The 17456-nt window shown below is 54.8% G+C and carries 15 protein-coding genes; 10 read left to right on the top strand and 5 right to left on the bottom strand.

Annotated features, from left to right (window positions below; genetic code table 11):
• Positions 1–108 precede the first annotated feature (108 nt).
• The 8 genes from HY788_10865 to HY788_10830 all read left to right on the top strand — a co-directional run bounded on the left by HY788_10865 (position 109) and on the right by HY788_10830 (position 8398).
• Positions 109–861 carry a 3-oxoacyl-ACP reductase FabG gene (locus HY788_10865; protein ID MBI4774662.1) on the top strand — a complete coding sequence of 251 codons (753 nt, stop codon included), beginning with the start codon at positions 109–111 and terminating at the stop codon, positions 859–861.
• 187 nt (positions 862–1048) lie between these two features.
• Positions 1049–2158, top strand: coding sequence for a 6-hydroxycyclohex-1-ene-1-carbonyl-CoA dehydrogenase (gene had / locus HY788_10860; protein MBI4774661.1), 1110 nt, complete (start codon positions 1049–1051; stop codon positions 2156–2158).
• 28 nt (positions 2159–2186) lie between these two features.
• On the top strand, positions 2187–3317 hold the full coding sequence (oah, locus tag HY788_10855; GenBank protein MBI4774660.1) for a 6-oxocyclohex-1-ene-1-carbonyl-CoA hydratase: 1131 nt from the start codon (positions 2187–2189) through the stop codon (positions 3315–3317).
• A gap of 355 nt (positions 3318–3672) precedes the next feature.
• Positions 3673–4437 carry an enoyl-CoA hydratase/isomerase family protein gene (locus tag HY788_10850; GenBank protein ID MBI4774659.1) on the top strand — a complete coding sequence of 255 codons (765 nt, stop codon included), beginning with the start codon at positions 3673–3675 and terminating at the stop codon, positions 4435–4437.
• A gap of 251 nt (positions 4438–4688) precedes the next feature.
• Entirely contained in the window at positions 4689–5363 is a 675-nt protein-coding gene (locus HY788_10845) for a hypothetical protein (GenBank protein MBI4774658.1), read from the top strand.
• A gap of 23 nt (positions 5364–5386) precedes the next feature.
• The gene (locus HY788_10840) at positions 5387–5947 is read left to right on the top strand and encodes a flavodoxin family protein (GenBank protein ID MBI4774657.1); all 561 of its coding nucleotides are present in this window, start codon (positions 5387–5389) and stop codon (positions 5945–5947) included.
• A 407-nt stretch (positions 5948–6354) separates the two neighbouring features.
• On the top strand, positions 6355–6924 hold the full coding sequence (locus HY788_10835) for a response regulator transcription factor (protein ID MBI4774656.1): 570 nt from the start codon (positions 6355–6357) through the stop codon (positions 6922–6924).
• Positions 6917–8398 (top strand): GHKL domain-containing protein, encoded by a 1482-nt coding sequence (locus HY788_10830; protein ID MBI4774655.1) that lies wholly within the window; start codon positions 6917–6919, stop codon positions 8396–8398. The genes HY788_10835 and HY788_10830 overlap by 8 nt, the downstream gene beginning before the upstream one ends.
• Before the next feature lie 23 nt (positions 8399–8421).
• On the opposite strand, the gene HY788_10825 is transcribed toward HY788_10830, so the two are convergent.
• The 5 genes from HY788_10825 to HY788_10805 form a co-directional block, all read right to left on the bottom strand.
• Complete coding sequence (locus tag HY788_10825) at positions 8422–9714, bottom strand: pyruvate carboxyltransferase (protein MBI4774654.1); 1293 nt, start codon at positions 9712–9714, stop codon at positions 8422–8424.
• Positions 9715–9880: 166 nt separating this feature from the next.
• Positions 9881–11614 carry a glutaconyl-CoA decarboxylase subunit alpha gene (locus tag HY788_10820; protein ID MBI4774653.1) on the bottom strand — a complete coding sequence of 578 codons (1734 nt, stop codon included), beginning with the start codon at positions 11612–11614 and terminating at the stop codon, positions 9881–9883.
• A 3-nt stretch (positions 11615–11617) separates the two neighbouring features.
• On the bottom strand, positions 11618–12826 hold the full coding sequence (locus HY788_10815) for an enoyl-CoA hydratase/isomerase family protein (GenBank protein ID MBI4774652.1): 1209 nt from the start codon (positions 12824–12826) through the stop codon (positions 11618–11620).
• A 187-nt stretch (positions 12827–13013) separates the two neighbouring features.
• Positions 13014–13424, bottom strand: coding sequence for a carboxymuconolactone decarboxylase family protein (locus HY788_10810; protein MBI4774651.1), 411 nt, complete (start codon positions 13422–13424; stop codon positions 13014–13016).
• A gap of 727 nt (positions 13425–14151) precedes the next feature.
• On the bottom strand, positions 14152–14619 hold the full coding sequence (locus tag HY788_10805; protein MBI4774650.1) for a ferritin family protein: 468 nt from the start codon (positions 14617–14619) through the stop codon (positions 14152–14154).
• A 920-nt stretch (positions 14620–15539) separates the two neighbouring features.
• Between HY788_10805 and HY788_10800 the strand changes: the two genes are divergently transcribed.
• Positions 15540–16337, top strand: coding sequence for a hypothetical protein (locus HY788_10800; GenBank protein ID MBI4774649.1), 798 nt, complete (start codon positions 15540–15542; stop codon positions 16335–16337).
• 310 nt (positions 16338–16647) lie between these two features.
• Positions 16648–17442, top strand: coding sequence for a sugar phosphate isomerase/epimerase (locus tag HY788_10795; GenBank protein ID MBI4774648.1), 795 nt, complete (start codon positions 16648–16650; stop codon positions 17440–17442).
• Positions 17443–17456: the final 14 nt, after the last annotated feature.

Genomic DNA, 17456 nt, shown 5'->3' with positions numbered 1-17456 from the left:
CGTCTGTAATCTCGTTTTTCGTTGACAATGATCTTTGTTTTCAATAACTATGATGTAACTATATTATAATTATGATGTAACTTTCAGAGGCGTTGGAGGATGCGATTTATGAAACTGAAAGGCAAGACCGCCGTTGTCACGGGCGCCAGTCGTGGTGTTGGCCGGGCCGTGGCTATTGCCTATGCGCGAGAAGGAGCACGGGTTGTCGTCAACTACTCGAGCAACCAGGCCGCTGCCGAGGCTACGGTCAAAGAAATCGAGGCCCTTGGGAGTCAGGCGATATTGCACATGGCGGACGTGTCCGACAGAGCGGAGGCCAACAGCCTCATCTCCGCCGCCAAGGAGCGCTTCGGAAGCGTCGACATCCTGGTGAATAATGCCGGCATAACCCGCCCGAACCTGTTGATCAAAATGAGTGAAGAGGAATGGGATCGGGTTTTGGACGTGCATCTGAAAGGCGCTTTCTTCTGCACGCAGGCGGCCGCGTTGTTCATGAAAGAGCAGAATTCGGGCAAAATCATCAACGTGACCTCCGTGGCGGGAATCGTGGGCACCGTGGGCCAAGTGAACTACAGCGCCGCCAAAGGCGGAATCATCGCTTTCACCAAGAGCGTAGCCCGAGAACTGGCGCGGTTCAATGTGTGCGCAAATACGATTTCGCTGGGCATCGTTGCCACCGATATGACGGAAAAGATCCGCACCGACGAGAAACTCCGTGATATTTATATGAACCGGATACTGCTCAGGCGCTTCGCGGAACCCGATGATATTACGCCCGCGTTCGTATTCCTGGCCTCGGACGACGCCAATTACATCACCGGCCAGCTAGTTTGCGTTGACGGCGGATATGGAATGATCTGATTCGCCCGATGAAACGCCGTGCCCTGAAAAGTGGGGCCGCGGATTAGGAAGGCGCTGCCTCCCGGAAAAGCATCAGGCGCAGGCAAAGGGACGCGCCGGATACACCCATTTTCGATTAAACCAGGTAAGACTGCGCAGCGCCGTACGGTATGGACAGATAGAATTCAAGTCAGAGAGGAGGCAACGAATGGCAGGCATTCCACAGACGATCCAGACGTGGCAGATGGTGCGGCCATGGGCTAAGGATAAGGAAACGGGGCAGAAAATCCCCGGTCTTATTGAGCTGAAGAAGATTCCGGTTCCCGAGCTTAAGGAGGGTGAAGTTCTAGTTGAAGTCGCCGGTTGTGGGGTGTGCCACACTGACCTGGGATACTTCTATGACGGAGTACCTACGGTCAACAAACCTCCCTTGAGTCTGGGACACGAAGTCAGCGGGACGGTGATTGCCGGAAAATCCGACATGATCGGAAAGAATGTTCTCATACCCGCGGTCATGCCCTGCGGCCGCTGTGAAATCTGCGACAGGCATCGTGGCAATCGTTGCCTCAAACAGAGAATGCTGGGCAATTCCCACGACATATACGGCGGTTTCTCGTCCCACGTCCCCGTGCCTTCCGACGGACTTTGCGTTATCGAAGACACCCGGGGACTCCCATTGTCCCATTATGCCGTTATAGCGGACGCCGCCACCACTCCGTACCAGGCCGCGAAACGCGCCGACGTGACCAATGGCGACGTGGCTGTCGTTATCGGCGCCGGAGGAGGTATCGGCGTCTACATGGTGCAGATCGTAAAAGCCTTGGGAGCCAAGACCGTTATAGGCCTGGAGCGGGACGAAGAAAAACTGACACGGAGCCTCAAGTACGGTGCGGACCTCGCCATTCACACGGCGGACAAGGACGTCCAAGCCATTCGAAACGAATTCAAGGATGTATGTAAGGCGAACGGCGTGCAAGCCGGGTACGGCCTGAAAATATTCGAATGCAGCGGCACGCAAATCGGTCAGCAAATGGGACTGGCTCTCCTGACCTTTGTGAGCAAGCTCGTCATTATCGGTTTCGGTCTGCATTCGAGCGAATATATGTTCAGCCGCCTAATGGCCTTCGATGCGGAAATCATAGGCACTTGGGCGTGCTTGCCCGAATATTATCCCAAGGTGCTGGAACTGGTGCAATCGGGCAAAGTCCAGATCGAGCCTTTCCTTGAAACCCGCCCCATGAGCAAGATCGTGCAGGTTTTGGAAGATCAGCACGCCGGCAAATTCACTCGAAGGATCGTTTTGGAGCCCGACTTTTAAGCCTTGTCATAGACAGGAGGGAACTACAATGAGTTTGGATTGGATCGGAAAAGACGATCAGCTCAAAGACCATAGTCTGATGGGAGGCGAGTATTGGGGAACGGAAGCCCCCTGTACGGTCTACGAAAAGAAACCCGTATTAGATCCCAAGGGAAAGGAAATTGAAGGTCTGTACACCGCATGGGTGCGTCTGAACAACCCTGCCCAATATAATTCGTATACCACGGGAATGGTAAAAGGCGTTATTGCAGGATTCTCCTCCGCCTCTTTGGATCGCAGCGTGGTGGCGGTGGTGTTTACCGGGACGGGGGACAAAGCCTTTTGTACCGGCGGGAACACCAAAGAATATGCCGAATACTACAGCAAACGCCCGAACGAATATGGCGAATACATGGACCTGTTCAACGGCATGGTGGACGCCATACTGAATTGCAAGAAACCCACCATTTGCAGGGTCAACGGCATGAGGGTCGCCGGCGGCCAGGAAATCGGGATGGCCTGTGATCTGACCATTTCGTCCGACCTCGCGATCTTCGGACAGGCCGGCCCGCGTCACGGGTCCGCTCCCGATGGTGGCTCGTCGGATTTTCTGCCCTGGATGCTCTCCATTGAAGACGCTATGTGGAACTGCATTTCGTGCGAACTCTGGTCCGCCTATAAGATGAAGCTCAAGGGGCTGATTTCCAAGTCGACGCCCGTACTCAGAAAAGCCGGTCAGCTTTACCGCAACCCGCAGGTAATCACCGACACGTTTGTCGAGGACGGGGAGATTGTCTATGGAGAGTCTAAAGTAGGCGATGAACTGAAAGAGGGGAGAGAGTTCATCAAGACATGCGAAATTGACTTCTCCTTGCTGGATAAGGAAGTGGACAACATCATTTGGTCCTTTACAAACCTGTTTCCCGGATGCCTGATCAAGTCCATAGACAGCGTCAGGGCCAAAAAGAAATTCTTCTGGGATCAGATGAAGTTGCCCAATCGCCATTGGTTGGCCGCCAACATGATGGGGGAAGCCTTCCTGGGCTTCAACGCGTTTAACACCAAGAAGATCACGGGTCGGGACACCATTGATTTCGTAAGGCTGCGTCAAAAGATCGCAAACGGGGATCTATTCGACGATAACTTCTTCGAAGAGGTTTTGGGAAAACGACAGAGATAATGTCATGACCCCGGTTTCGATTCGGGACGCGTTTCAGTACTCCCAACGACGATGGGCCGTTCGCTCTCCGAGCTTTTTACAAGCGAAGGATCGTGTCGGCACGGAGCGCCTGCGCGGTGGCGGCCTCACGCAAGAGGCCATGCGGTAACCATGGGCGCTTGATCGCTCGAGGGATTCCGAACGGAGTGCAAAGACCGGTATCGGGGACCCTTGTCGGAGTTTTCCGATTCGGCCTGGTTTTTGCTTGGCGACCGGGCCGGATCGTTCCAGATCATTTCGCGAGGTTGTCACGGCCGTCTGCAGGATCCCGGGGCCGGACCGTAGCCTCAAAACCATCCCGTGTAAGGAGACCATTATGAGTTACCGGCATATTCTGACCGCTTCCAGCTACGGCGTAGCCACGATTATCCTAAATCGTCCTCCGCTCAACGTTTTGAATATCGAGATGATGAATGAAGTGAACCGGGAGCTGGAAAGGCTGAAGAGTGAACCTCCGAAGCTGCTGGTGTTCAGAGCCGAAGGGAAGGCCTTTTCCGCCGGGGTCGATGTGGGCGAGCACGTGGGTGACCTGATGCCTAAAATGATCGATGCATTTCATGGCATGTTCCGACGTATGGACGAACTCGGCGTTCCAAGCATAGCGGCCGTGCAGGGAGCCGCACTGGGTGGCGGGTGCGAATTGGCCGTCTACTGCGATATGGTCATTGCTTCAGAGAAGGCCAAATTCGGCCAACCCGAGATCAAAGTCGGAGTCTTCCCACCCATCGCCGCGCTGATCCTGCCCCGCATTATCGGCAGGAAAAAAGCCATGGAATTCATTTTGAGCGGCGATACCTGGTCCGCGGAAGCGGCCGAACGCGCGGGGATGATCAACCAAGTTGCGCCGGCGGACGAGTTCGAGTCCGCCGTGGAGTCCTTTATCGGAAGGTTCATCGGAAACAGCTCCGTTGTGATGAAACTCGCTCGCGAAAGCGCCTTGTGTGGACTCCTGGATGACCCCGGGACAGGGCTTGATCGCATAGAAGAGCTGTACATGGACAAACTCATGAAGACGCATGATGCCGCCGAAGGACTGGAAGCCTTTTTGAACAAACGCCCTCCGGCATGGAAAGATCGATAATATATAGACCACGCTGAAAAGATACCAATCGGCGGTGCTTGTCCGTGCACGCCCCCTTGCCCTTTCCCCCCTCGGCGAGGGGGCGGCGATGTCATCAGGCAGGGGCGAATCGTCATTCGCCCCTCCTCCCCCCTCCACTCCGTATCCAAAGGCAAATCAGGGGAATTTCGCTGCAGCCTCTTCACTTTATTGCTTTATTTTTGAAAACCATATGTGTAATAAAGGTGCGTCTCGGGAGAACGCAACCATTCATGAAATATCGCCACCTGATCTACCTGGCCCTCTTTTTTGGAGCTCTTTTCATCTTTCTCTGCTGGCTACTGGAAGCCTCACCGCGCAATATCGGGGAAAGGCTCGTCCAACTGAAAGAGATGATGGAAACCCGGCCGGATATTCTGTTATACGTGACAGTGGTGTATGCTGTCTGCCTCTCCATTCCCTACGTTCCGGGCGGGATAGGTCTGTTGCTGGTCATCTTCGCGGGATTTACAGGCGTGCTCTACTTCATGGCGGGAACATTCGTTTCCATGGGAGTGAATTTTCTGGTCGGACGCCGGTATCCCATCGTGATGAAGATTTTCAAGAAGCTGCTCGAAAAACGGCTGGCCAAGAAAGACTGGTGGCCCAAGGGAGAGTCCGTCAGCATTTTCCACATCATACAGCATTACCTGGAAGAAGACCGCTTCGGAACTAAAATCAATCGTCTAATATTCAAGTTGCCCTTCAAGATTCGACTTTCGGAAAAGACGATCATTTTTCTGCTGCTCATTTTGCCGATCAATGTAGTCGTCGGCGGCGGCGGGGGAGCAGCTCTGGTCTGCGGCGAAGAATCGTCGCTGCCGCTGTTGGAGTTCATGAAGGTGGTTTTTTGGGCCCATTTGTTGTACGTTTGTATTCCGTTCGCCATTTACTTCTTTGTTCCTTAGAACGATAGGCAAGGAGGTTTCAAATGAAATGCCTGGCCATACTCGGCAGTCCTCGGAAGGGAGCCAATAGTTCCATTATTGCCCAAACAATGCTCGATACGGCTTCAAAGCTCGGAGCAATAACGGAAACATTCGTTTTGAAGGATATGGATTACAGCGGGTGCATTGCCTGCAACAGCTGCAAGACAAAGACCGTCTCCTGCGTCCTGGAAGACGATCTGACCCAGGTGCTGGAATCCATCAAAAGCGCCGACATCATGATTCTGGCGACTCCCAACTATTTTGGCGAGGTTTCCGGTCAATTCAAGTGCTTCTTTGACCGTACCTATTCGTTCCTCAATCCCGACTATACGGGACGGCTCGATCCCGGCAAAAAGTCGGTGTTTATACTCACCCAGGGCAACCCGGACCCGAAGGCCTACCCCTCCATATATCCCAGGCACGAGCGGTGGTTGAAGGTGTACGGTTTCGGAGAAAACGAACTTGTCGTGGCCGCGGGAGTGCAAAAGCCCGGTCAGGTGGAAGGGAAGCAGGACTTACTGAGGCAGACGGAAGCACTGATCCGCAGGTGGATGGTATCCTAACAAGGATCCGATGGGTTTCCGGCGCCCGGCGAAGCGCCGCCGGCGCGGTTCAGGCGCGTGTTGGACGCTTACCGGAAGGCTGAGAGCGGATTTGTTAACCCCCCGCCCTGGAAACCGAACACATGTGTCCTGCTGCGAAACATCGGATTACCAGCGGAGGCTGATGAATGCTTCAGACGGTATGCCGATCAAAACCGCTCCAACAAACGAGTGTTCGTGTCGGTACAGGATTTCGTGGGAGTGTTATTTGAGCTAAGGCAGCTTGCCGGGAAGCCGTAAAGAGTGAACTCCATCTAATCTTCCGGTCCTCTTTCTCAATCTGCGAATCCGGCGGGCCGTTGCCGGCCGCGACGAGATCCTTTCCGACTTCCGCAATCATCTTAGGCTGTTTCAGGTATGATCGCGTCATGTCAAAAGCCATATTGATCGTCGAGGACAACCGGGACCTTTGCGGGCTGCTGGACATTCATCTTCGTGATATGAATTTTCAGGTCGATTTGGCCTATGATGGTCTTGCGGGCCTATCCAAGGCATTAACCCGCACATATGATCTAATTATTCTCGATCTGATGCTCCCGGGGCTGGATGGTTTGGAACTATGCAAACGATTGCGGCGCGAGAAATCGTACACTCCCATCCTCATGCTCACCGCAAAGTCTTCTGAAGTAGATCGAGTGGTAGGACTCGAAATCGGAGCAGACGATTACGTAACCAAGCCGTTCAGTGTTCCGGAACTGCTCGCAAGGGTCAAAGCTATTTTGAGACGGGTCGAAGAATTGAAACAATCCGGGACATCGGATGTTCAGACGGAGTTACGAGTCGGCGACCTTACGCTCGATGTTGAAAAGAGAACGGCCCTCCTGAAAGAAAAGCCCATCGATCTTACGGCAAAGGAATTCGACCTATTGCTCCATTTTGTTCGAACGGTGCGGGGGGTCGGCTACAAGTTCGCCGACATCGAAGCATCCGATGTTTAAGACATTATATTCTAAACTCGCCATCGTGCTGCTCCTCCTGTTCGGCTTAATCGGCCTGTCGGTTCTCATCGTAACGCAGTACTCCACGGAGATGTATCAGCAGGAGGTGAATCAGAAGCTGAATCGCGATCTGGCAAGGCAGATCGCCGAAAATACGGATCTGATCAAGGACGGCCGCATCAATGGGGACGCCTTGAAAGAGATCTTCCACATGCTGATGCTGGTCAATCCCAGCATCGAGCTGTATCTCCTCGATCCCGACGGAAACGTTTTGGCGTTTTCGGCCCCTTCCGGCAGAGTCAAGCGCCGGGTTGTCGATATTCAGCCGATAATGCAATGGATACATGGTAGGACAAGAGCGCCTCTGTTAGGCGACGACCCGCGCAGCCTGAAAGGGAAAAAAGCCTTCAGCGCGGCGCGCGTTACGAAGAACGACCAACTTCTCGGATACTTATACGTTATTCTGAGTGGAGAGGGTTACGACAGCGTCGTAGAGAAACTGAAAGGAAGCTACATACTCAAATTGACGGCCTGGTGGATCCTCGCCAGTCTGTTGTTTACCTTTGCAGCAGGCCTGTTGTTTTTTGGATTGTTGACCCGAAGACTCAGGCGTTTGGCGGCCGCGATGGATTCCTACGGCGAGGGACCTGCGGAAGATCATACCACAGCGGTTCCCATGCAAGGTAAACGGAGCGGTGATGAAATCGACCGACTGGATGCGGATTTCAGACGGATGGTGGCCCGGATCGAGTACCAAATCGGAAAGATCACCCGATTGGACGCAAAGCGAAGAGAGCTGATCGCCAATGTTTCCCACGATCTTCGAACTCCCCTCGCAAACCTGCAGGGGTATATCGAGACTCTGTTGCTCAAGGATCAGCAGCTCGATCCAAAAGAGCGCAAGCGATATCTCGAAATCGCAAATAAGCATTGCCACTGGCTGAGCACATTGGTCAAGGAGCTTTTCGAACTCGCGAAGCTAGAAGCCGACGAAGCCGTCATGCACCGGGAACCTTTCAATATTATGGAACTCGCGCATGACGTCATTCAGAAATTCGATCTGACCGCCAAGGAAAAGCAGATTCGATTGCAGGTGGAGATCGAACAAGATCTCCCTGTCGTCGACGCCGATATTGCGCTTATCGAACGTGTGTTGGAAAACCTTTTGGAGAACGCCATTCGGTGCACCCCGGAAAAGGGGCTGATTCAACTCATGCTGACCCGAGAGCAAGACAAAGTCGCCATCAGGGTTCAGGACTCGGGCTACGGAATTTCCGAAGAAGATTTACCCCACATCTTTGACCGGTTCCATCATCGAAGTCATTGTGCCGACGTCAAAGAGGGAAGGGTCGGCCTTGGGCTGGCCATAACCAAACGCATCGTGGAACTTCACGGAGGATCCATCTCCGTGGAAAGCACCACCGGCCGGGGAACCACCTTCCGTTTTCAACTCCCCCTCCACCAGGCCACCTGAGCCGAGCCCTTCTACTCCTTCTGTTACAGCAAGTGAGCTAACGGGGGAGCCGGAGGTACTCCGGACACGAGCGTTTCCGCCCGGGAAACACCCCAGCTTCCCGTGCGAACATAGATATCCAGAGAGTGAAAAAGCAATTCCAGATTATCTTTCACCAGCTGCACGTCCTCTTCCGGCTGCGCCACGTGCTTCAGAGCCTCCTCCGCCAGTCCGTCCACCGATTCTTTGCCCTCTCCGAGGCCCAGGAGACGTTCCCTTGGGATTCCGCTGAAGGTTTGGACCGTCTGAAGCATTTGGTCCATCTGTTTCGGAGTTATGCGGAGATACTCGTCACGAAACACCCGACCTGTTTCCAGCAGCTTCTTTACGTCTATGCCGGTTTTGACCCCCATACTCTCGAGCATCACGACCACGTCTTCGGTACCGACCAGACCGCTGAGAAGGTGTTCCTTATGATAGTACTTGCCGGTTCCCCGGATCAGGGATCCGTCGACCAGATTCGCGGGCTGCCCGCCAATGCCGCTCAATGTGGACTCGAATCGATAGATCCCCGCCATCAGGGCGGCGAGCACATTCGAGAGCCCCATGCCGCGGCTCGTGTGAAAATGCGCCAGGTGATACTTGGGATCCGCCCACTTTCCCATGAGCGCGGGATCCAAGATCATGGTGAAGTACTCGTAGACCCTCTGAGGATCTCCGGAACCGTCGTGATCCGCCTGTTCGATGTAGGACGCCCCTAGATCGAGATAGATCTTCGAAAACTCGACGCCCGTCCGGAGGTCGGTCACCCGGCTTCCCTCGATGGGACTGCCCCAGATAGTGCTCACCGTTCCGCACATTCCTATGCCCTGTTCGGCGGCCATCTTGGTGCATCTTTCGGTCATCTTCCAATAATCATCCAGAGCCATCCCGGAGTTCGTCTGGTGATGGGCCGGATCCGTGGACACCATCTGGAGAAGGTAATCCACACCCACGCCGTGCTTGGCCTTGAAGTCCAGGGCCCTCACCACGGCCTTCTCATTAATGGTCACCGCGGTAACCCAAACGTCGCCTCCATTGGCCCGAAGCATGGGACCGATTTTCTCGCTGTTGAACATGCCCAGCAACAGGTCTTCGGCATCCTTGAACTGGGGCAGGAACTTGGGATGTCCGAAATTGGTAACCTCGATGTGTTTGAGTCCGGCCGACACGAGCATTTCCGTCAGACGTACTTTTTCCTCGACGGAAAAATAGTGTTCAAGAGATTGAAAGCCATCGCGAACCGTAATGTCCCCGATCTCGACGGATTTGGGGAGCTGTAATCGTTTACCTGGCATTCTCCTACTCCTTTTGGTTTGCCGAAAGTCGTCCCGCAGCAGCGAACGACTTCCGACTCGCCCCTCCGAAACGCTCTTCGAAGCGGGGTTTGAGTCAACGAATCCGAGGAGGCCTTTTCGACAGCGTTTCCCGCGGCGCCCGGAACAACCTCGGCCGCTGAATCCCTCAGCCGCGTATAGAGCGGGGAAGCAGCATCTGGTGGTGCGGACACACGCTGAGAGGATTCTGGTACGCACTTCTGACAAAACCCACTGCGTAATCCCTCATCCCGGCGAGGGGAACGATCTCGTCGACGAATCCTCGCTGGGCGCAGTACACGGGTCGAGACTGATCATAGTACTGCTGAGCCAATGCGTTCATTTTATCTATGACCGGCTTCAGATCCTTTCCAGCGTCCTTTTCCTTGACAAGCCGGCGGGCAAATGCGGCCACCGAAGCGGTCTCGCCGTGCATTACGTAGATTTCGGTGGTGGGCGCGCCCAGTGTAAAGGCGTTGTTCCGAGTAGCCTGCGGGCCTCCCATGATGTAGTGGGCTGCTGCCGTACCTTTGCGGAGAACGACACACATCATGGGAACCAGCGAATGTTCGATGGAATAGATGAGAGACTGTCCCAGCCCCAAAAGTTCGGCTTTCTCGGCAATATCGCCGACATCGATGCCCGATGTGTCCTGGAGCCAGATCATGGGGATTCGATCGCGACCGCAGAGAGTGACCAGTTCGTTCATCTTGATCAGTCCCTGTCGGTAAAGCTTGCCGCCTACGCCGGGATAGGGTGCATACTCGGGATAGCCCTTGGGCAGGAAGCCCTGCCGGTTGGCAATCACGCCCACCGGAAAACCATCCATTTTAGCCAACCCGCAGTACACTTCGGGACCAAAGTCGGGTCGATATTCCATGTGGTCGCTGTTGTCCAGGAAGCGCGCCAGAACCTGCTCGATGGAATAGGTCATCTTCTGGTTGAACGCCACCACATAATCGAGTTCCCCGGGCGCGTATTTGGGAGACCGCGGCTCGTCAACACGGAAATATTCGGCATCGTACTGCGGCATGCCTTGCATGCATTGCTTGATGGCGTTCAGTACGCCTTCTTCCGTGTCAAATTTCTTTCTGAAAAACCCCGTATGATCGTAATGGATTTTGACTCCTCCCGGAGGTTCCTCCTTGAAGGCGCGTGTGGCTTGGATGATCTGCTCCGCCCCCTCGAGGTCGAAGGACCCTTTCGGGCTCATTCCACTTACGATCCCGCCTCCTCCCACGGCCATGTTGGCTTTCTCATGGGCGAAAATAATGGACGGACTGATGCCGTGGTACCCGCCGCCGGCCGGATTGGTTCCAAAAATGCCGCAGATGACCGGAATTCCTTTCTGAATCAGTTCATCGTGGCGGAAAAAGGTGCGGCCTCCGGATCGTCTTCCGGCATAGACCTCCTCCTGCTCCGTCAGTTTGACGCCTGAACAGTTCAAAACCCACACCAGAGGGATGTGCAGTTGTTCGGCCATGTCTTGCGCCCGAAAAATGTTTTCCATTTGGCCGGGAACCCAGGCGCCCGCCAGCACTTTGTTGTCGGAAGCAATGATGGAAGCATAACGTCCTGAAATCCGTCCCAGACCGTTGATGACGCCGGTGCTGCCCTCCTGGTTGAATTCGGGATCGTAGAGTGAGTTCATAGGCAGCCAGGTGCCGGGATCCACCAGTTGCTCGAGGCGTTCGAACGCCGTTTGTTCGCCGCGCTGCCTGATCTTTTCGGCGGGGAGACCCGCATTCCGGACCTTCTCAATGGCTTCGTTTACCTGGGCCTCGACCTCCTTGATCCGGGCCGCGTTCGCTTCCATTTTCCGGATTTCTTTTTCTTTGAGGGGCTTGCCTATAGGCGCCATATTCTGAAAATACTGCCGCATGAATCATACCTCCCTGAAGTCCGCCACTTTTTGTTCCAACGTGGCTACTATGCCTGAAAGAAGACGAGGATCTCTATATAAGGCCGCGTCAGCGAGCATCTCTTTCTCGACGAACGCATCTTCTTCGAAAGCAGCCTGGTCCACTGCGCTCATCAACTCCTCCATCGCCTCGATGGATTGGGGAGCGAGCGGGCGACCGAGTGTCTCCAATTGAGACGCAGCCTCTTTGAGCGTTTTACCCCACGAGTTGGAATACTGGAGGGGGTCCTTGCGCCGGTTCACTTCCTTCCTTATGTCGGCATCCGATGCCAGGATCTTGCGTTGTCCGGGAGCCGGCAAAGGAATATGCTCGCCGGAAATAACGGCCAACTCGAAAGCCCGGGGCAGCAACTTCCCGCCTGTGGAATCGTCGTTGGCCTGGAGCGCTTCCATGTAGTCCTGCTTGTCTCTTGCGCGGTCGCCCGTGTTCTTCATACGCGGCAGGGGATCCGATACGTCCACGACTTCGTTATAGATACCAATGGCCAGTAGGTCCCGGGAGGATGTTTCTCGCGCCGTGAGCGCCATGGCTTCGGCATTACCCGTTCCGGCCTTCGTTATGACGCGACCCATGCCCGCCCAACCCGGAATCAATCCGATTTGAGCTTCGCTAAAGCACATCGCCGAACGTGAATCGCCGACGATCACGTCCGCCATTAGCGCTATCTCGGCCGATCCGCCATACCGGGAACCCCCTCCGCAAACGGCCACGATTCTCATGCCCTCCGCCAGGCTGCGCATGCCCCTGTATAGGGCCAGTCCCTTCTTAAGACGGTCGTCCGCCCATTTAAAAAGAAGTTCGATTTGCTCCGCAGGCGCGTTCCGCGCCTCGAGTTCCCTTCTGTGCTCCAGGGTCGTTTCCAGGCGGCGTAGCGACTCTTTCAAGTCGCCCCCGGCATGCACCGGATCATTGGCGCCATAGAGAAGAAGGAAATCCATTTCCGCCCGATCCATGGACAGGTCTTCCAGGGCGCTCAAATAGGCATCAAGGCCCGGATTGCCGACCTGGTGCACCGGAGGATTCGAGTAACAAATCAGAGTTCCATTCTTTCCCCGAAAACGGAGCGGTATACGATAGAGATAGGACGCGCCATCTTCCCAGTGGCATATCTCTTGCCCCAGGTCCAGTCCATCCAAGCACAACTGCCGTACAGATCGCATGGGTCCTTGCATGCGGGGAGCCTCCATGAAAAAACGCGGTTTGCGTTCAAAGGATCAAACCGAACCCCCGGCGAAAGCTCGTCTCCTGAGCCTCCCGTGGAAGCGCGTTCGCTCCCGAGCGGCCGGAGACCATGTCCGCTTCTCCGAACAGATCCGGTTTCATGGTAATCGCGGAGTATACCCGAAGCGTTAAAAGGACTCAGTCCTCTTCGGATAAAGGCCATTCACCTCGCTCTTCGAGAAGGGACTTCAGCGTTTTCAAACCGGCGTTCACAACGGGCATACCTGCATAGACGCCAACCTGAAAAATAACTTCAGCCAATTCTCGGGGCGAACAGCCCACGTTCAGGGCGGCATGCAAGTGCAGCCGCAACTCTTCAGTGCGTTCGAGAGCCGTCAGCGCGGCCACCGCAACCATCTGGCGCGTCTGATGTGGAATGCGCTCACGCGCGTACATCTGCCCCGTGATGAACAAAGACAGATCCATACCCAAACCCTTGTCGAACGAGGACCACAAATCAAAGGGCCGTTCGCCTGTGTAACCCTCAAAATAGGTTTGGGCCGTGCGGGCGGTTTTCTTTTTCAACGCCTTCAAATAGTCTTCGGACATGATGCTCGATTCTTTGACATTTCTGGTTAAGATCATACGAAATCGGGCGGGAAACGCAACGTTTTTGTATACAATATCCTTGTACTTTATGCGGAATGTAGCTGAGTTTCAAGTGAAAAACGAAAAAGGGAAATCCTCTGAAAGCAGGGTCAACGGGGTCTGGGAAAGACCGTTCTATACTTCAAGAAAAGCGCCTCGAAGGATTCCTGAGAGGCGCCCGGCCGGGCGTCGGTACGATAGTGACGGCATCGCCTGGAAGGCTCCAGATCGCTCCTTCTGTAATAGGCGCACCCGGCTCCTTTCCGATACGTACAACCGTGACACGTCAGCATGGAAGCCCTTGCATCATTTGGAGGACTCCATTTGGGTCCCTAAGCGCCTTCGAAGACCAGTCTGCCAGGCCTTCTTTCCCTGGAACACGATGCCATGGGCTCCAGGCGCCCGCCTTCGCCGGCCCGCGGGCAAACATCCGGGCCTCTTCCGACGCCTCGGGCAAGGCTTCCTGCAGAGAAACGGCGCTGTCCGCTTCTTCAAGTTGATGGATTCCTGCTTCCCTGAATAGCCGTATTCCTATTCACCACGGGGAACCTTCAAGAACGATCCGTCCAACGACCTCAACGTCCCCGGACATTCGGCCGCTCCGATCACAGAGGACAGGCCGGAGGCCCTTATGTAACGCTCGATGGAACAACCCATCCCGCATTTCGCGAACGTATGGTGCTCAGGGCTAGTTGTCGGTCAAGATGTGCTCGTCGTATTCGATCTCGAAGAACAGTTTGTGTTTGGCCTCTTCTTGCGCCAGCGACAGGAAGAGTTCTTTCAAATCGGCATCTTCGGTTGTGGTGGACAGGTCCTTGTACAGTTTGAACGCCGATTTTTCCCGTTTCATGGCTATGATCAGCGCATCCTGATAGTCGATTTCCGCCGCCCCTGCTGCGCCGGCCACATCCGCGTCCGGCAAATAGTCCGCTATCTTCAGGTCCATCACCTTCTTGGGCACAAAAAGGTGGATGCCGCCCTTCTTGACTTCCTGAAGCTTGGCCTTATGGCGCTGCTCTTCCTTTGCGAAGCTGCGCAGCAGGTCACGCATATGCTGGGCAGCCACTTTCCCTGCCAGTTCCGTATAGAAATCAACGGCGTCCTGTTCTTTTTCAATAGCGAAATCAAGGATTCCTTCAGCTGAATTCAAGGTCATTTCGCTCTACCTCCAAGAGTGGTAATGTTCAAAGTCACACCCGGGATGGGTCCTTGTCTACGAAGGTGCTCAGTGTGCCATAACTCGAGTCGATTTGAAAGCGTTTTTGCCGGGAGGATCTCACTTCCCTGACTTTCCGACCCTTCGAACGCAAGCGCTGGTGATGCTTCGTTAAAAGTTAGCCGCGGGGGGAAACGGACCCGTACAGGGATCTCACTCGTCCGGGCGGTACGGCTGTTTCTTGGATGCCAGAGGCGGTCGGATTCGGCCACTGTTCGCCGCAATTCGGCCGATATCGCACACACGGAAAAGCTTCTGATTCTAGTTAAAAAAACTATGCGTATTATCAATAGGTTGCAGATAGCATCGATGGCACAAAAAATGCACTTTTAACGGTCGGCCTGGCGATTCGGCTCGGCAAATGTCTCGACTGACCGTGCATCTCTTCTTGCGGCCTCCCTTCAAAACAAAATTACTGGAGGTTGGGGCTGGATTAGACAACGGCAGGATGGGTCCTCCAAGCTCCGCGTCTCAGGTCCGAATGAGTAACCGTGACGCCCGTCGGTGGCTGGGGCGTCACGGACGTTAACCGTTTTCTCCTGGCTAAGGCCGGCGGATGAAGGCACAAAACATCCGTCGGCTTCTTTTTGGCCGCTAACAGGACTTGCCGAACATCCTATCGAGAATTGCACCTCCGCGAGCGACACTCATTTGGTATGGCCTGTCTTTCACGGCATATCCAACGCCGTGATTCCCGGGACGGTACTACTCGGCTTCCGAGGGGGCATGTTGGAAAGCCACCCCGGGCAGTCGAACGGGTTGACAGGTCTCCCGCATATTACTACTAGTAGAAAAAGAGGCTTTGTGAATTCTGTGAATCGGCGAAATGGAACTCCTACGAAACATTCGAGGACGGCAGCATGGCGTCACCCATATTCCATCGCTCAAAAAGCACGATGCCACACATCGGAAGAGGGGTGTTGCTCGTGTTTTCTGTCGCCGCGCTGCTCTCGTTTGTCAATGTCAGTCTCACGGGAGTCGACCGGGTTTCAGCAGCCGTTGACTTGCCTCTGACCGTCTCGTCCCCTGTTCTCGAACTCAGTTGGGACGCATCTCACCTGGCGACCAAGTTCCGCATCGAAATCAACACTCGGTCGGACTGGGATCAGGAGGGCCGGTTCGCCTTTTTTGAAGATTTTGGAGCAACATCCTATGTTCGAGTAGGTCCTTTCCCTCCGGGCGAGACGGTATACTACTGGAGAGTCTGGGCGGGCAATGACGCCGGCTGGTCCCCCCCGGCAAACGGTGACCCGTTTGTCGTTCTCCGGGAATCGGATTCCGGGGGTGCGGACGAGGATCCGAACGACGGCGTTACTCCGGGAACTCCGGACAACGGCTCCGACCAGGTGGGAATCGGGGAACCGCTTCCCGTGCCCCAAAATGGACTCTGGAGCGACCCCCATAGGGTCATAAAGGTATTTGTCCAGAAACATATGACAGGATCCTGTCTCATCATCGCGAGCACGGACGGGACCGATATGGTCGCATTTTTGGACGAGAACTACCGGAACGGCATCTATGTATCCAACGATGTGGACAGTCAAAACTATGCTGTCCGGTTGCTGCTGACGGACTCGTTCAATGGCTCTTTATCCATCACATTGCCTTCCGGATCGATGACAACGGCCGTTTCCTGCATATTCGATGAAGTCGATTGACGGCCGAACCCGAGGCCTGCACCCATTTTCACAGGGCCTCAGCCTCCCTCATCCGCGTTTGACACACAGGCGGTTCGCGTTTGACGGTCTCAACGGGAAGCTCTTTTCATATGGGTGCGCCCCGAGAGCGGAAGCGGTTTATCCGGTCTCCGCATACACCGGATTTCCGAAAGGAAAGATGAGAACACCAGGCTCTCGAAGTCCCCGAAAAGACCGGGCGTCGCGTCGAACGCCTTGACCGACATCCCCTTCCGGCCACGACAGCGACAGATCGTGCAGTGACAGCTCATACAAGGAGAACTCGTCCCCCATGGAAAGACAATTGAACCGAATTCAGATAGCGGTCCCTTATGCGGACCTTGTCGAGTTATACCTGGACCTCATCCTGAAGAATCATGTCCATCCGGAAATCGGCCTATCGGCACAAGCTCTGGATCGATTTACCCTCGAGGATTTCGCCGGTGTGGCGCGAAAACTGGAAGATACCGGGCTTCACACAACGATCCACGCGCCCTTCACGGACTTGTGCCCGGCTTCAGAGGATCCGCTCATTCGCGACGCCTCACGGCGCCGAATCTTTCAGGTTTTGGAATTGATCGAGGTGTTCCGGCCGCGGTCCATTGTCGCCCATCTCGGGTTTGAACCCAGATTGCATCTCGAAGAAATGGAAGCCTGGGTCGAACGATGGACCGGATTCTGGGAAGAATGCAGCCCCATATTAGCGACCTATGGCGTCCCTCTGATGATCGAAAACGTGTTTGAATGGGATCCCGAGGTCTTTGAACGTATTTTCGCCGTGCTGCCCTCGCCCTTATTGAAGTTCTGTTTCGACACGGGACATTGCCTGGCGTTCAGTCACGCCTCTTGGGAGGAATGGGTAGGGCGGCTTCACACTCGCCTCGGCCAACTTCATATCCACGACAATCTCGGAGGTTTTGACGAACACCGCGCCGTGGGAGAAGGGTCGTTTCCTTTCCATGCTTTCTTTCAGGATCTGGCGCAAAGAGGCCTTCGCCCCATTGTCACACTGGAAGCCCATAAAGAAGAGTGGGTCTGGACAAGCCTTCGGAATCTGGCCGTCATCTGGCCGTGGGAGGAAGTATAGGCGCGGACTAAAGG

This window comes from Deltaproteobacteria bacterium, assembly GCA_016208165.1.
Classification (GTDB): domain Bacteria; phylum Desulfobacterota; class Desulfarculia; order JACQYL01; family JACQYL01; genus JACQYL01.
Note: the sequence above shows the minus strand (reverse complement) of the source record. Positions and strands in the feature narration are given on the sequence as shown.

Bases quoted from the DNA above. Each gene is read 5' to 3' on its own strand.
- HY788_10865 (MBI4774662.1), top strand. From the start codon at position 109: ATGAAACTGAAAGGCAAGACCGCCGTTGTCACGGGCGCCAGTCGTGGT.
- had (MBI4774661.1), top strand. From the start codon at position 1,049: ATGGCAGGCATTCCACAGACGATCCAGACGTGGCAGATGGTGCGGCCA.
- oah (MBI4774660.1), top strand. From the start codon at position 2,187: ATGAGTTTGGATTGGATCGGAAAAGACGATCAGCTCAAAGACCATAGT.
- HY788_10850 (MBI4774659.1), top strand. From the start codon at position 3,673: ATGAGTTACCGGCATATTCTGACCGCTTCCAGCTACGGCGTAGCCACG.
- HY788_10845 (MBI4774658.1), top strand. From the start codon at position 4,689: ATGAAATATCGCCACCTGATCTACCTGGCCCTCTTTTTTGGAGCTCTT.
- HY788_10840 (MBI4774657.1), top strand. From the start codon at position 5,387: ATGAAATGCCTGGCCATACTCGGCAGTCCTCGGAAGGGAGCCAATAGT.
- HY788_10835 (MBI4774656.1), top strand. From the start codon at position 6,355: ATGTCAAAAGCCATATTGATCGTCGAGGACAACCGGGACCTTTGCGGG.
- HY788_10830 (MBI4774655.1), top strand. From the start codon at position 6,917: ATGTTTAAGACATTATATTCTAAACTCGCCATCGTGCTGCTCCTCCTG.
- HY788_10825 (MBI4774654.1), bottom strand. From the start codon at position 9,714: ATGCCAGGTAAACGATTACAGCTCCCCAAATCCGTCGAGATCGGGGAC.
- HY788_10820 (MBI4774653.1), bottom strand. From the start codon at position 11,614: ATGCGGCAGTATTTTCAGAATATGGCGCCTATAGGCAAGCCCCTCAAA.
- HY788_10815 (MBI4774652.1), bottom strand. From the start codon at position 12,826: ATGCAAGGACCCATGCGATCTGTACGGCAGTTGTGCTTGGATGGACTG.
- HY788_10810 (MBI4774651.1), bottom strand. From the start codon at position 13,424: ATGTCCGAAGACTATTTGAAGGCGTTGAAAAAGAAAACCGCCCGCACG.
- HY788_10805 (MBI4774650.1), bottom strand. From the start codon at position 14,619: ATGACCTTGAATTCAGCTGAAGGAATCCTTGATTTCGCTATTGAAAAA.
- HY788_10800 (MBI4774649.1), top strand. From the start codon at position 15,540: ATGGCGTCACCCATATTCCATCGCTCAAAAAGCACGATGCCACACATC.
- HY788_10795 (MBI4774648.1), top strand. From the start codon at position 16,648: ATGGAAAGACAATTGAACCGAATTCAGATAGCGGTCCCTTATGCGGAC.